Consider the following 14,913-nt stretch of genomic DNA (forward strand, 5'->3'; position numbering starts at 1 on the left):
CGGTGACCACCGTCGCGGAGCTGACCGCCGCGCTCTGACGGTCCCGTTTCCCCGGCAGCGAACAGCCTGCCGGGTGCCCTCCTGTCCGAGTAACGTCAGTAATGACGTAATCATGTAATCAGGAGGTGCGTCATGTACGGCAGATACGGAGGCGGTCGGATGCGGCACGGTTGGGGTCCTGGTGGCGGTCGTGGGCGTGGCGCCCAGGCTGAGCCGCCGTCGGCCGACGACGTGACCGCGTGGTTCGCCGGCAGGCTGCCCGACGCGTGGTTCACCGGCGCGCCGATGATCTCGGTCGACCGCGAGGAGATCATCGTGGTCGGCGAGTTGCCCGCGCCGGCGGAGGAGTTCGCCGACGAGGCGGCAGCAGCGGCCGCGGCGGCGGGCCGGATCAGCCGGTGGCGCGAGGAGACCAGGGACGAGCGGATCGAGATCGCCCGTCAGGCCGAGCACCGCTACGGGCGCAAGGTCGCCTGGGGCGCCTCGATCGGCGACACCCGAGTGCTGTTCACCCACCTGTCCGTGCCGGTCATGACCCGGCTGCGGCAGAACGAGCGCCGCGTGCTCGACACGCTGGTCGACGCCGGCGTGGCCCGGTCCCGGTCCGAGGCCCTGGCCTGGTGCGTGCGACTGGTCGGCGAGCACACCGACGAGTGGCTGGCCAAGCTGCGCGACGCGATGTCGGCGGTCGACGACCTGCGCGCGGAGGGGCCTGAGCTCTAAAGCTGTCGAACCTCAACAGCCCCACCCGTCGCTCTCCTAGGTGGCCCCCTTTTTTCGTTTTGTAGCCACGGGTGATATCACCACCGACGGTGATATCGCATGCGCGTCGTTTTCCAAGAACGGGACATGGTCCGGAGACGGTGCTGGTGTCGCCGAAGTGGCCCGCTACGACTGCGTCATCCGGTAGTAGGCACCTCGGCGGGCCAGCAACTCGCCGTGGTTGCCTTGCTCGACGATCTTGCCCGCCTCCATCACCAGGATGAGGTCGGCATCGCGGATCGTCGAAAGACGATGAGCGATAATGAAACTCGTCCGATCGCGGCGAAGCTCGTGAGTGGCTTTGGCGATCAGCAGCTCGGTACGGGTATCCACCGAGCTGGTCGCCTCATCGAGGATCAGCAGTTGAGGGCGGCCCAGGAATGCCCGTGCGATCGTGATGAGCTGCTTCTCGCCCGCGCTGATGTTGCTGCCGCCATCGCGGACTTGAGTTTGATATCCGTCGGGCAGCGTATGCACGAACCGGTCCACATATGCTGCCTTCGCCGCTGAGATCACCTCGTCCTCGGTGGCGTCCGGCCGTCCGTAGGCGATGTTCTGGGCGATCGTCCCGCTGAACAACCAGGTGTCCTGCAGCACCATCCCGATCCGGGATCGCAGCGAATGCCGGCTGACGTCCGCGATGTCCACGCCGTCGATCAGGATCCGGCCGGCGTCGACCTCGTAGAAGCGCATCAGCAGATTCACCAGCGTCGTCTTGCCCACCCCGGTCGGCCCGACGATGGCGACGGTGCTACCCGGCCGGGCGGTGAAGGACAGGTCGTCGATCACCGGCGGGCCGGGGTGGTAGCCGAAGCTGACCCGGTCGAATTCCACCCGTCCCGTTGGTCTTTCACCATTGAGCGGAGGCAGCGACTCGGAGCGGTCCGCTGATTCCTCACGCTCGTCGAGCAGCTCGAACACCCGCTCCGCGCTGGCCACCCCGGACTGCAGCGTGTTGTACATCGAGGCCACCTGATTGAGCGGCGCGTAGAACTGGCGCACGTATTGGATGAACGCCTGGATGTTGCCCACGGTGATTTGTCCGGTGGCCACCTGCACGCCGCCGACCACCGCGACAGCGACGTAGCCGAGGTTGCCGATGAATGCCGTCGCCGGCCCCAACAGCCCGGAGATGAGCTGGGCGCCGAAGCTGGCCTGGTACATATCGTCGTTGAGCCGCCGGAACTCGTCTTCGGTACGGGCCCGCTGGCCAAATGTCCTGACCAGAGTGAAACCGCTGTAGCTCTCCTCGATGTGGGCGTTGAGCCGACCGGTGTTGGTCCACTGCGCCACGAACAAGCGTTGGGAGCGCCGGGCGATCGCCCGCGTCACCAGCACCGACAACGGCACCGTCAGCAGGGTGATCCCGGTCAGCAGCGGCGAGATACTGATCATCATCAGCAGCACCGTCGCCACGGTCAGCACCGCGCTGAGCAGTTGGGTGATGGTCATCGACAGCGACGTTTGGAGGTTGTCGATGTCGTTGGTGACCCGGCTGAGCACCTCACCCCGTCGTCTGGTGTCGAAGTAGGCCAGCGGCAGCCGGTGCATCTTGTCTTCGACCTGCGTGCGCAGCGCCTGCAGGGACCGTCGCACCGTCACGTTGAGCAGGCGGGCCTGCGCGTAAATCATCAGCGCGGCAACCAGATACATGCCAAGGGCCAGCAGAAGCGTGCGGGCGACCGCACCGAAGTCGACGCCGTGGCCGGGTATCACATGCATCCCAGAGAGCAGGTCGGCGAAGGCATTGTCGCCGTGAGCCCGCGCCGCGGCGACGGCTTGATCCTTGGTGATCCCCACGGGCAATCGCCGGCCGATGACGCCATTGAACAACAGGTCGGTGGCGTGGCCCAGGATGCGTGGGACCACGACCCCGACGACCGTACCCAGGATGCTCAGAACGGCGACGGCAATGGCCGTCCGTCGTTGCGGCGCAAGTAGTTTCACCAGGCGAACCAACGAGCCGTTGAAGTCCCGCGGCTTCATCGTCGGGGGAGCGGGTGCCGGCCGCGTCGTGGTAGTCATCGTGGACCGCTTACTTCGGCGTCCAGCGACTGCGATTCGGCGAATTCCCGGTAGGTAGGTGACTGCGCGAGCAGCGATTCGTGGGTACCCGCACCCAGCACCCGTCCGTCTTCGATGACGATTATCTGGTCGGCGTCCATGATGGTCGAGATGCGTTGCGCAACAACGATCACAGTCGCGTCCGCGGCGACCTCGGCCAGCCTGGAGCGGACCAGGGCATCGGTGTGCACGTCGAGTGCGGAGAACGCGTCGTCGAAGATGTAGATCGTCGGGCGGCGGATCACCGCTCGCGCGATCGCCAACCGCTGTCGCTGCCCGCCGGAGAAATTGATCCCGCCCTGCGCGACGGGCATCTGCAGACCGTCGGCGTGGGCGCGCACGAATTCGTCAGCGGCCGCGATGTGCAGCGCGTTCCACATCTCGTCCTCGGTTGCGTGAGCCTTGCCGTACCGCAGGTTTTCGGCGATCGTCCCGGAGAACAGGTAACCGCGCTGTGGCACCAGCCCGATGGTGGACCAGAGCTCGTCGATGTCGCGGTCGCGCACGTCGACACCTTCGACGCGGACGGCGCCGGCGGTCACGTCGTACAGCCGGCAGATCAGCGCCACCAGTGTTGATTTACCCGACCCGGTGCTACCGATGACGGCGGTCGTGGTTCCGGGCCGTGCGGTCAGCGAGACATCTTGCAGCACAGCCCGATCCGCGCCGGGGTAGCGGAATGACGCGCCGTCGAGCTGTACCACGCCCCGGTCAGCCGGGACTGGCGGCACCGGGCTGACCGGGTTGCGGACGGCTGGGTCGGTCGACAGCACCTCGGTGATTCGTTCGGCACACACCGCGGCTCGCGGCAACACCATCACCGTCATCGTCGCCATCAAGACGGCCATCAGGATCTGGGCGAAGTACACCAGGAACGCGATCAGCGATCCGACTTGCATGTGACCGCTGTCGATGCGCAAGCCGCCGAACCAGATCAGCGCCACGCTGGAGCAGTTGATGGTCAGGGTGGTGACCGGCAGCATCAACGCCTGCCAGTTGCCTGCGCTTTGCGCGGTGTTGGACAGCGCAACGTTGGCCTCGTCGAACCGCTGACGCTCGAACGGTTCGCGCGCGAACGCCCGCACCACCCGCACGCCGGACAGCTGCTCGCGCATCACCCGGTTGATGTTGTCGATCAGCCTTTGCATGCTGCGAAACAGCGGCAGCGTGTTGGAGATGATCCAGTAGTTGGCCACGAGCATTACCGGGACGCTGACCAGCAGCAGCCACGATAGGCCCGCGTCCTGATGGATGGCCATCACGATTCCCCCGACACACATGATCGGCGCGGCGACCAGCACGGTGGTGCCCATCTGCGCCAGGAACTGGATCTGGCGGACATCGTTGGTGGTGCGGGTGAGCAGCGTCGGTGCGCCGAACCGGGACGTCTCGTGCTCAGAGAAGGTAGTGACCTGATGGAACATCGCCGCACGAAGATCGCGGCCCAATCCCAGGCCGGTCCGGGAGCCGTAGTAGAGCGCGCCGACGGCGCACAGCACCTGCAGCGCGGTGACGGCGAACATCAGCCCCCCGAGCCGGACGATGGTGCCGGTATCGCCCTTGGCGATGCCGTCGTCGATGATCGTGGCGTTCACCGTCGGCAGGTACAGCGACGCCAGGGTGCTGACCAACTGCAGCGTCATCACCGCCGCGACCAGCCGTCGATACGGCCGGGCGAACCGGCGCAGCAAGGCCAGGAGCATCAGATAACTGTTGCATATCGCCGACGGCCGGGTCGGAACGATCCGATCAGAAACCACAGCTCACCGCGTGTGCAATGGTTGCCCAAAGGCGGTGCCGCTACAGTGCAACCTGTGATCACCAGAAGGTGCGGGTAGCGGTGCGGCATAACGTAGCAGCGCTGGCCCTGACGGCGGCGGCTCTGGTTCCAATAGCGGCCGCGTGCTCTGATTCCGGCTCCAACAATTCCTCGTCGCAAGGTTCGACCGCGCAGTCGTCCGGGAACGGGAGTCATGGTCCGTCCTTTCCGCAGTGCGGCGGTGTCAGCGACGAGACGGTGAACAAGCTGACGCAGATCAACGGGCTGGTCAACACCGCGAAGAATTCGGTGGGTTGCCAGTGGCTGGCCGGCGGCGGGATCCTCGGGCCGCACTTCTCGTTCTCCTGGTATCGCGGCAGCCCGATCGGCCGCGAACGCAAGACCGAGGAGCTGTCGCGGTCCAGCGTCGAAGACATCAACATCAGCGGTCACGGCGGCTTCATAGCGGTCGGCAACGATCCGCAACTGGGTGATTCGCTGTGCGAGGTCGGGATCCAGTTCAACGACGACTTCTTCGAATGGTCGGTGAACTTCAGCCAGAAGCCATACCCCGACGCCTGCAACATCGCCAAAGAGCTGGCGCGTCAAACGATTGCGAACGGCAAATGAGCGCCACCGTGCGTCGTCGGGTCCTGGTGAGCGTGGCCGTGTTGGCCACCGCGCTGTCCGTATCGACCGGATGCACCCGGTCGGTCGGTGGTACCGCGGTGAAAGCGGGCGCTGGTGACGTGCCCCGCAACAACACCTCCGAGCAGCAGTACCCGAACCTGCAAAAGGAGTGCGAGGTACTGACCACCGACGTGCTCGCCAAGACGGTGGGCGCCGACCCGCAAGACATTCAGAGCACGTTCGTCGGCGCTATCTGCCGCTGGCAGGCGGCAAACCCCGGCGGTCTGATCGACATCACCCGGTTCTGGTTCGAGCAGGGCAGCCTGGACAACGAGCGCAAGGTCGCCGAGTTCCTCAAATATCAGATCGAGAACCGGGCGATCGCCGGCGTGCCATCGATCGTGATGAAGCCGAATGACCCCAACGGCTCGTGCGGTGTCGCCAGCGACGCCGCGGGAGTGGTTGGGTGGTGGGTCAACCCGCAGGTGCCCGGTATCGATGCCTGCGCGCAGGCCATCAAACTCATGGAGCTCACGCTCTCGACCAATTCTTAAGCTGCTCCTGGCGACCGCGAAACCCACTGCGGCGTGGAATAGTTGGATTCCAGAGTTCTGATAGAACGGCATTTACCCAGGCGTTACACGGCTACTGCCTAAACCGTTATTGAACATGCGTACGATTAGGTACGCTGGTGCGGCTATGAACGCAGTCGGAGAACAGATCGTATTAATTACCTGCGTTCCCAATGGAATTGGCGCCAAAGTGGCCTGCCAGCTGTACGAGAAGGGCGCCAGGCTCGTTTTAACACCCGAACGAACGAATCAAGGGGCGACAGGATATGTCCAGCCTGGACCACCTCATCGACCAGTACCTCGAAGAGCATTTCGTCGCGGGCGTGAAGGTCCCCACCACCGTCGGTGAAGACGACGCGATCCGCTCGGTTCAAAAGCAATTCGATGACGCCGGCTTCGACTGTTCGGAGGAGACGGCGCGGGGGTTTGTGCACGAAGCCTGGCGCAGGGCCGCCGAGTAGGGCACTCCCGCTTCACGATTATCGGGTCGCGAAGAAAAGCGATCTTGTTCTGGAATTGACCTGCCGCCGATACGATCTCGGTCCATCTTTCCCATCGGCGCATGTGTTGGGCGGCGACCGGATTACTGGCGGCGGCATCCGTTTGTTTGCGGGCAAGGTCGCGGTAGCGAGGGTCCCGTTTGACCGTCCGCTAGCGACCGACGCTTCGAAGATCGCCCTGCCTTTTACTGCGTAGAACCCCTCGCTCGTAGTACTGAGCTGGAATACTCCTGCTGAGATTGCAATTGAAGGCACGTCTGGGCTACGAGGTGGCCGATGGCATCGATTGAGCTCGCAGTTAACGGATCAACAGATCCCTCGGCTCGGTATCTCGGATGGACGCCCTCACCGGCGACCTTGCGGATCGTTGACGCCGGCGCTGCGGATGATCTTGCGGTGCGCGTTGAATCGCCATCGGGTACCGGTGGACGGTGCTGGTTCCTAACCGAACGCGCCGCACCGCCGGCGGAAACGCTCAATCTCACACTGCCGAAAAATGGGAAGCCGGTCGGATTCTGGCTGTCGGGTCGAGATCTAAGTTTGGCCGACAAGGACGCTACGGTTGCGGTCTTTGCCGCTGACGCCGACAAGCCGCTGCTCACGATCGAGTGCATGGTGCGGATACGCAAAGACGCCGAAGCACTTTCACCAGATGAGCGAAGCCGGTTTCTTCACGCGCTCGACGAACTCAACAGCGACGGGACAGGCCCATACCAGTCCTTCTGCGACGCGCATATGGACGGCACCCTGGGAGAATCGCACGGACACGACGGGTTCCTGCCCTGGCACCGCGCATATCTCCTCGATCTGGAGCGCCTGCTCCAGCAGATCGACCCGTCGGTGACGCTGCCGTACTGGCGGTTTAACAAACCCGCGCCGACCGTCTTCAGTCCAGATTTTCTCGGCAAGAGTGACCGACAAAACCCTGTCCTTCAGCTCGCATCGAACAATCCGTTGAAGTCCTTTGCGTTACGAGACCAGCCCTTCATCACACGGGTCCCAAAATTTGATGCGTCCGCCGAACCCGGCGGCACGACGGATAGGCCATTGTTGCCGGAGCAAACAATCGAGCAGGATTTGCGCGGATACAAGGCGTGGCGGTTCGACCTGGAAAGCAACCCGCATGGGGCAGCTCACGTGGCGTTTCTAGGCCCGATCAACTCTCCACCGACCGCGCCGCGCGATCCGTTGTTTTTCCTACTTCACACTAATGTTGATCGGCTATGGGCGCGGTGGCAGTGGCGCAACCGTCGGTTCGATCCGACGAAGGTCGCATCATTTCCCAACCAAAACTCTGGTGACGCGCAGATCGGCCGCAATATCCCTGACACGTTGTGGCCGTGGAACAGGGATACGAACGATCCGCGGCCCCCTACAGTGCCGCGGGCCCCGTTCACGCCGTCGGGTCTGGTCAGCGCACCTGGCCCGCAACCGACAGTCGGGTCCACAATTGATTACCAGGGACGATTCGACCCCGCCACGAGTCTGGGTTTCGACTACGACGATGTGCCGTTCGACCCCTTCACCTGAGAAGCATTGAGGAAGGCCATGGACCCCAGAACATATCGGGCAGAAGTCGAGGCAGACGATGCCAAGAGGGCCAAAAAGGCAGCGGGAGCCCGCGCAGCGCCCCGTGCCGAGCAGCAACCCGGCGGCGTCAGAGAACAGGTCGCGACGCTGCGCGACAAATCGGCCAAACTCAGCCATCGGCAAGCTGCCCTGCGCAGGCTTGGCGATTCAAACCCTCTGACGAAGCCGAGCGCGATGAGTGTCCTGCTCCGCGTGCTTGGCGATAAAGGTGACAACGACTCGCTTCGCCTTCATTGCCTGGAGGTGCTGCAAGCCGCCACCTTCCAAGGGGCAGCGTTTAGCCGGTACTCGGAGCAATACATCGAGGCTTTGCGGGCAGCTCTCAGCGCGAAGGACGAGAGACTGCGTGAACAAGCGATGGATGTTCTGGCCTTGCGCAACGATCCGTATGCGCAAAACTTGCTCATCCGCGGGCTGGAAGATCCAGCGGCAGCGGCGGTTTCCCCGGTACAGGCTGTCCGGATGCTCAGCTACGACACCCACGGGGGGCACAATGAGATTTTCCGCGAGATTGCCGCGTCAAAAGACGAACCCAATCTCCGGAATCTCGCCCTGCAAGCGCTGGCTGCCGACAGTGGTGCCGCGAGCACGTTCGCCTCGATCGCGGCCGACCGTGACGATGACCCCGACGCCCGTGCGACCAGCGCAGCTGCATTGAAATCGCTTGCCCCCAAACGTTTCACGACTGTGGCCCGGCAGGTGATCGCCGATGACGACGATGACGACGCCGTGCGCGCGACAATGCTTACCGCCCTTACGAACAGCGCGACGAAAGCTTCGCAGCCGCTTGTTCAGCAGGCGCAGCGAATCGTTAAATCCGATGCTACTGAGGAACTCAGGGCCGCCGCCGGCTCATATCTGCAGCGTCATGGCGGCCGCAGCAAGTAAACGTCGATGCATGCACCGAATGACACCGACGTCGATGCGCTGGTCGAGCGTGTGCGGCGCGAGCCTGGTCGTCATCATGAGTTGATTGCACTGCTCGATGAGAATGCGCCGCTGTATCAGGGCCGCGGCACGGTCGCGAGTGGGTGGATTCGCGCGTGGCTGATGGCGAAGTTCGCCGAATTCGGTCTGCCGCCCGAAGCACTCCCGATCGTTGTCGAGGTCCTCGAGAATGACTTCGAGCCTCGCGCGCTTGCCGCTGCGGCCCTGGCCAGCCGAGGCATGGTTGCCCCGAATGGCGAAGTCGTCACGGCGCTCATCACCGCGCTGAGAAACCTTCGCGGACGAGATGAACCGGTGGATCTAGCGACGCGTGACATCGCGCGGCCCACACACCCAACCACCAGTGCCAGCTTGGAGATACTCGCCGCGCTGCGGTGGCAGCCGGCCGCCGATGTGCGCACCGCAGAAGCACTAGAGGAAATCGATGGTCAATGGGCCGATACCTGGAATCCACAGGTGCGGCGCGCCTTTGCCGATACCGTTGCCGCGCTCCGAACTCGGCGACCGGCGACTCTGGACCTGGTGCCGGCGTTGCTGCCGATTCAGAATCAAAACATTGACCCCGCACCTCGCGTTGGCACTGCGAACGCGCTTGAATCGGTCATCGTCGAGGATCAGTCGGGCGCGAGATTGCCACTCCGCGAGTATTTGTCGCGATCCGTGACGGTCCTCGCATTCTTTTACACACGATGCCAAAATCCCAACAAGTGCTCGGCAACAATCACCAAACTCGCCCAACTCGGCCGAGAACTCGTAACAACCTCGCCAACGACGCAAATCGCTGCGATTACATACGACCCCAGCTATGACCTACCCGGGCGGCTTCTCCGGTACGGCGCCGACCGCGATCTGGCGTTCAGCGACGCGGTCCGCATGTTCCGAACGGTCGTCGGCCATGCCGACGTCCAGTCATTCTTCGCCTTACACGTTGGCTATAACGGCTCAATGGTCAATCGCCACGGCATCGAACTCTTCCTCGTTGACGCCGACTTAACGGTGTCGCGTTCTTGGTCGAGAGTCCGGTGGCAGGTGGATGATGTGGCTAAGGCTGTCAAATTGCCCAACTGCCGCTGAACACGGCAAACATAACGATGGCTACACCGTCGCAAATCACAGGTACTTCACAGCCAAAGCCGAAAGGCCGAGATGCCTTATTGACACCTGAATCGGTTACGGGCCAATAGTTAGGCCCTATACGATCGACGAATGTCTGAGACTCCTTCACATGAGCCATCGTCCGCAGCCGAGGACGTCACCGAATCCACCGGCGCGCATGCCGCCGCGCCAGTAACCACGACTTCTACCTCGCACGCTGCGGCCCCGTCCAAGTTCGCGAAGTGGGGCACCTTGGCAGCGCTCGTGCTGGCGATCCTCGCCCTCGCGGGTGCTGCTTATGGGTATTTCTTCCCGAACGAGAGCGCGGCCGCTGCCGGTAAATACACCGACCAGCAGCGCAGCGACTCCAAAAAGCACATTTGTGAAACCTTCAAAATCGTCGATCGCGCTGTGGTAAGGAATTCGCACCTGAAGAACCCGGACAACGGCGGGCCGATCGGTGCACTGTCGGTCGCGACCGCCCAGCGGTTCGCGTTCTATGACGGCGGGGCCTTCCTTCGCGACCGGGTGGCCGCGGAACCTGCGACGCCGAAGGACCTGGCGGACAATGCGAACGCGCTGGGCACCCAGCTCGAGGAACTCAGCATCGGCTATCTGGCCGGAGCGCAGGATTTCGCACAGGACGAACTGCGGCAGAACCTCGACGACAAGATCAAGAAGATCGTCGAGATCTGCAAGTAATCCGTCGTCGCCGCGGCTAACGCGGCACGTGGAAGTCGGCTAGCTGGGCGGACCCGAGTTCGAGGTCCGTCCAGCTGCCGTTCGGCCGCAGCACCGCGATCGCCGAGGTGGGAAATTTCGTCGAGATGCGTTCGGCGGCATCGGCGTTGGTGGTGTCGGGGTTGGCCAAGCCCAGCGCCACCTCGGTCATCGTCGGCTCGTGGCCGACCACCAGCAAGACCGAGACGTCGTCGCTGACCGCGTTGATCTCGTCGATCACCGTGCCCGCTGTGGCATCGTAGAGTCGCTCGACATACCGGACCGGTGCGTCAATGCCGGTGCGCGCCAAGGTTTCGCGGGTTCGGGTCGCCGTGGAACACAGCACCGCGTCGATCGCCGGCAGGGTTGCCCGCAGCCAGTCACCGGCCAGGCCGGCTTCGCGCTGACCGCGCGGCGCCAGCGGTCGTTTGTGATCGGCCACGCCATCGGGGTAGGCAGACTTTGCATGGCGTAGGAGCACCAGTGTGCGGTCGTTGTCGGTCACCCGGTTGAGGTTACGGTAGCCACGCTTGACGGTGCTTATGTGTCTGGTGTGACGTGTGCGTCTGACGCCTTCGGATGATTCCCGGACCTGCCGATCGAGGTCCCCGGACTTGTCGGCGCCCGGTCCTAAACTCGCGATGCCCGGTCACCCACCGACCGGTCACGACGTAGAAGGGACGGGACCGCAATGCGATTCGTGCACACTGCCGACTGGCAACTCGGCATGACCCGTCACTTCCTCGCGGGTGAAGCCCAACCGCAGTATTCGGCCGCCCGCCGCGACGCAGTCGCCGGTCTCGGTCCGCTGGCCTTGGCGTCCGGGGCTGAGTTCGTTGTAGTGGCCGGCGACGTCTTCGAAGACAACCAGCTGGCGCCGAAGGTCATCAGCCAGTCGCTGGAAGCCATGCGCGCCATCGGGATTCCCGTCTACCTGCTACCCGGCAACCACGATCCGCTCGATGCGTCGTCGGTGTACACCAGCGCGCTGTTCACCGCCGAATGCCCGGCCAACGTGCAGGTGCTCGACAAGCCAGGCGTTCACGAGGTCCGGCCCGGCCTGCAGATCGTCGCGGCGCCGTGGCGGTCGAAACGGCCGACGACCGACCTCGTTGCCGACGTACTCGACGGCCTGCCAGCTGACGGAGTCACCCGGGTGCTGGTCGCGCATGGTGGTGTCGACGTGCTCGACCCCGACCCCACCAAGCCGTCACTGATCCGGTTGGTCGGCGTGGAAGATGCGTTATCCCGCGGGGCAGTCCATTACGTGGCGCTCGGCGACAAGCATTCGTTGACCGAAGTGGGCAGCACCGGCCGAGTGTGGTACTCCGGCTCGCCGGAGGTGACCAACTACGACGACGTCGAGGCCAATCCCGGCCATGTGCTGATCGTCGACGTCGACGAGACGGACCCGCGACACCCGGTGAGCGTCGAGCCTGTGAAGATCGGCCGCTGGCGGTTCAGCACCCTGAGCCGACAGGTGGATAACAGCCGCGACATCGCCGACCTGGATCTGAATCTGGATCTGATGCCGGACAAGGACCGAACGGTGTTGCGGCTTGCCTTGATTGGTTCGTTGACCGTCACCGACCGCGCCGGCTTGGACGCCTGCCTGGACAAGTATTCGCGGCTGTTCGCCTCGCTGCGGGTGTGGGACAGCCACAGCGATCTGGCGGTGATTCCGACCGACGGTGAATTCAGCGACCTTGGCATCGGAGGGTTCGCCGCCGCCGCGGTCGAGGAGCTGGTTGAGGCCGCACGGGTGGGAGACGGTGAAACTGCCGGCGATGCGCAGGCGGCGTTGGCGTTGTTGTTGCGGTTGACCGACCAAGGCAACCAGGGTCGAGGTGCGGCATGAAGTTGCATCGGCTAGTCCTCAAGAATTACCGCGGCATCGAGCACCGCGAAATCGACTTTCCCGATCACGGAGTGATCGTGATCTCGGGGGCCAACGAGATCGGCAAGTCGTCGATGGTCGAGGCGCTGGATCTGCTGCTGGAATCCAGGGATCGCTCGACGAAGAAAGAAGTCAAGCAGGTCAAGCCGACTCACGCCGACGTCGGATCGGAAGTCACCGCCGAGATCAGCACCGGCCCTTACCGTTTCGTTTATCACAAGCGCTTCCACAAGAGGTGTGAGACCCAGCTGACGGTGCTGGAGCCGCGTCGCGAACAGCACAGCGGTGACGAGGCGCACGACCGCGTGCAGACCATGTTGGCCGAGACCGTGGACACCGAATTGTGGCGTGCCCAACGGGTATTGCAGTCCGCGTCGACGGACGCGGTGAATCTGTCCGGCTGCGACGCGCTGACCCGGGCACTCGACGTCGCGGCCGGTGATGCGGCTGCGCTGTCGGGAACCGAGCCGTTGCTCATCGACCGGATCGACACCGAGTACGCCCGCTACTTCACCCCGACCGGCCGTCCTACCGGAGAGTGGACGACAGCCATCAAGGCGCTCGAGGCAGCCAATGCCGAAGTCGCACAGTGCGCGGCGGCTGTCGCCGAGGTCGACGAACGTGTGCAACGGCACGCCACGCTGACCGTAGAGCTGGCCGAACTGGTACAGCAACAGCAGGAGGCCAGTGCGCGGCAGACCGCCGCCCAGGCCGCCGCGGACGCGATAGCTGAGTTGGCCGAGCAGGTCCGGGAAGCCGAGCTGATCGCCGCCGCCGCGACAGCCACTAGCGGGGCGTCGACCGCCGTGATCGCCGAGCGTGAGCGGCTGCGCACCGAAACCGATTCGCGCACAGCCGCAGTCGCGGCCCTGGAAGCCGAATCCTGTGAGGCCGCGGAGGCGCACGCGATGGCCCGCGACGTCACCATCGAGGCCGATGCCGTGGTGGAGCAGGCCAATCAGGCTCTGGAAGCCGCCGTAGAGCGAGTCGAGACGGCTCGGCGTGTGGTCGACGAATTGGGCCGCCGCGACGAGACGCAACGGCTTGCGGCCAGGCTCGCGAAAATCGATGCGGCGCTGCGCGACCGCGACGTGATCGCGCAAGAGCTGTCGACAATCGCTATCACCGACGACCTGCTCCGGCAGATTGAAAATGCCGCCGCGGTCGTCGAGCGCACCGAGGGTCAACTCGCGCTGGTGTCGGCGACGGTCGAATTCGTCGCTGCCACCGACATCGAACTCGTCATCGGCGACGAACGGGTCTCGCTGGTAGCCGGTGAAACCTGGTCTTCCGTCGCGAACGCCACGACCGAAGTCGAGATTCCCGGCATCGTGAACGCACGAGTCACACCGGGTATGTCTGCGCTCGACATTCAAGCGCAATATAATGCGGCGCAACAGAATCTGGCCGCTGGACTGGCCGCAGCACAGGTCGCCGACCTGGCCGCTGCGCGCACTACCGATCAGCGGCGCCGCGAACTGCAGAGCGCCCGCGACCAGCTCACCGCGACGCTGGCCGGGTTGAGCGGCGACGAGGATGTCGAGCAACTGCGCTCTCGGTTCGCGGAATTGCGTTCTCTGCCCGTGCTTGCCGACGACGTCACGATCGATGCCGCCGCCGCGCGCGCCGAGCTTCTCGAGGCGGTCGCCGTCCGCGCCCAGGCCGGCGTCGATTGCGAGACGCACCGCCGGGTAGCGGCGCTGGCAATGAGCAAGCTGACCGAGGTATCAACGCAGGCAACACGTCTGCAGGACAAGCTGGTGACTCAACGCGCCGAGCTCGCGGTGGTCGTTGACCGGCTAACCCAACAGCGGGCCACCGTCGCCGACGACATACTGGCCGCGACCGTGCAGAGCGACTTGGCGGCGGCGCAGACCGCTGCCGGCCGGGTCGCCGAGCTCGCCGAACAGTTGGCCGCCAAGGCGCCCGAGACCGCGGCTGCGGAGCTAGCCGAGGCCGTTGAGGCGGCCGCGACATTGCGCCAACGCCACGAAGAGATCGCTCACACCCTGCACGAGATCGCCTCGCAGTTAACGGTATTCGGCACCGAAGGCCGCAAAGGCAAGCTGGACGCCGCCGAGATTCAGTGCGAACACGCCCGCGACGAGCACGACCGGGTTGGTCGCCGGGCCCGCGCTGTGCAGTTGCTGCGCGACGTGATGGTGCGGCACCGCGACACCACCCGGCTGCGCTATGTCGAGCCGTTCCGCGCCGAGCTGCAGCGATTGGGCCGTCCGGTTTTCGGGCCCAGTTTCGAAGTCGACGTCGACAGCGACCTGTGCATCCTCAACCGCACCCTGGAGGGCTGCACCGTCCCGTACGACTCACTGTCGGGTGGCGCCAAGGAGCAACTCGGCATCCTGGCGCGGCTGGCCG

13 protein-coding genes are annotated in these 14,913 nt (G+C 64.3%); 10 read left to right on the forward strand and 3 right to left on the reverse strand.

From position 1 onward, the window contains the following. Positions 1-159: 159 nt before the first annotated feature. Positions 160-723: a hypothetical protein gene (locus VN856_RS09490; protein ID WP_325688307.1), complete on the forward strand. Its 564-nt coding sequence runs from the start codon at positions 160-162 to the stop codon at positions 721-723. Between the two features lie 165 nt (positions 724-888). On the opposite strand, the gene VN856_RS09495 is transcribed toward VN856_RS09490, so the two are convergent. Then, positions 889-2,787 (reverse strand): ABC transporter ATP-binding protein, encoded by a 1,899-nt coding sequence (locus tag VN856_RS09495; protein ID WP_325688309.1) that lies wholly within the window; start codon positions 2,785-2,787, stop codon positions 889-891. After that, positions 2,784-4,529: an ABC transporter ATP-binding protein gene (locus VN856_RS09500; protein ID WP_325688311.1), complete on the reverse strand. Its 1,746-nt coding sequence runs from the start codon at positions 4,527-4,529 to the stop codon at positions 2,784-2,786. Before VN856_RS09500 ends, VN856_RS09495 begins: the two co-directional genes overlap by 4 nt. Before the next feature lie 137 nt (positions 4,530-4,666). On the opposite strand from VN856_RS09500, the gene VN856_RS09505 reads away from it, so the two are divergent. The 7 genes from VN856_RS09505 (at position 4,667) to VN856_RS09535 (ending at position 10,622) form a co-directional block, all read left to right on the forward strand. After that, positions 4,667-5,215 carry a DUF3558 domain-containing protein gene (locus VN856_RS09505; protein ID WP_325688313.1) on the forward strand — a complete coding sequence of 183 codons (549 nt, stop codon included), beginning with the start codon at positions 4,667-4,669 and terminating at the stop codon, positions 5,213-5,215. Next, a complete protein-coding gene (locus VN856_RS09510) occupies positions 5,212-5,769 on the forward strand; it encodes a DUF3558 domain-containing protein (RefSeq protein WP_325688315.1) in 558 nt (185 codons plus the stop codon). Before VN856_RS09505 ends, VN856_RS09510 begins: the two co-directional genes overlap by 4 nt. Positions 5,770-6,053: 284 nt before the next feature. Then, a complete protein-coding gene (locus VN856_RS09515; protein ID WP_325688317.1) occupies positions 6,054-6,248 on the forward strand; it encodes a hypothetical protein in 195 nt (64 codons plus the stop codon). Between the two features lie 396 nt (positions 6,249-6,644). Then, positions 6,645-7,817 (forward strand): tyrosinase family protein, encoded by a 1,173-nt coding sequence (locus VN856_RS09520; protein WP_325688319.1) that lies wholly within the window; start codon positions 6,645-6,647, stop codon positions 7,815-7,817. Between the two features lie 18 nt (positions 7,818-7,835). Beyond that, positions 7,836-8,765: a hypothetical protein gene (locus VN856_RS09525; protein WP_325688320.1), complete on the forward strand. Its 930-nt coding sequence runs from the start codon at positions 7,836-7,838 to the stop codon at positions 8,763-8,765. A gap of 6 nt (positions 8,766-8,771) precedes the next feature. Then, positions 8,772-9,899 (forward strand): SCO family protein, encoded by a 1,128-nt coding sequence (locus VN856_RS09530; RefSeq protein WP_325688322.1) that lies wholly within the window; start codon positions 8,772-8,774, stop codon positions 9,897-9,899. 273 nt (positions 9,900-10,172) lie between these two features. After that, positions 10,173-10,622 (forward strand): hypothetical protein, encoded by a 450-nt coding sequence (locus VN856_RS09535; protein ID WP_325688324.1) that lies wholly within the window; start codon positions 10,173-10,175, stop codon positions 10,620-10,622. 16 nt (positions 10,623-10,638) lie between these two features. On the opposite strand, the gene VN856_RS09540 is transcribed toward VN856_RS09535, so the two are convergent. Continuing rightward, on the reverse strand, positions 10,639-11,145 hold the full coding sequence (locus tag VN856_RS09540; protein ID WP_325688326.1) for a histidine phosphatase family protein: 507 nt from the start codon (positions 11,143-11,145) through the stop codon (positions 10,639-10,641). Between the two features lie 186 nt (positions 11,146-11,331). On the opposite strand from VN856_RS09540, the gene VN856_RS09545 reads away from it, so the two are divergent. Beyond that, positions 11,332-12,498 (forward strand): exonuclease SbcCD subunit D, encoded by a 1,167-nt coding sequence (locus VN856_RS09545; protein ID WP_325688328.1) that lies wholly within the window; start codon positions 11,332-11,334, stop codon positions 12,496-12,498. Further along, on the forward strand, positions 12,495-14,913 hold a 2,419-nt coding region (locus tag VN856_RS09550; RefSeq protein ID WP_325688330.1), incomplete at its 3' end, for an AAA family ATPase. The genes VN856_RS09545 and VN856_RS09550, both read left to right, overlap by 4 nt.

It is taken from the genome of Mycobacterium sp., assembly GCF_035603715.1.
GTDB lineage: Bacteria > Actinomycetota > Actinomycetes > Mycobacteriales > Mycobacteriaceae > Mycobacterium.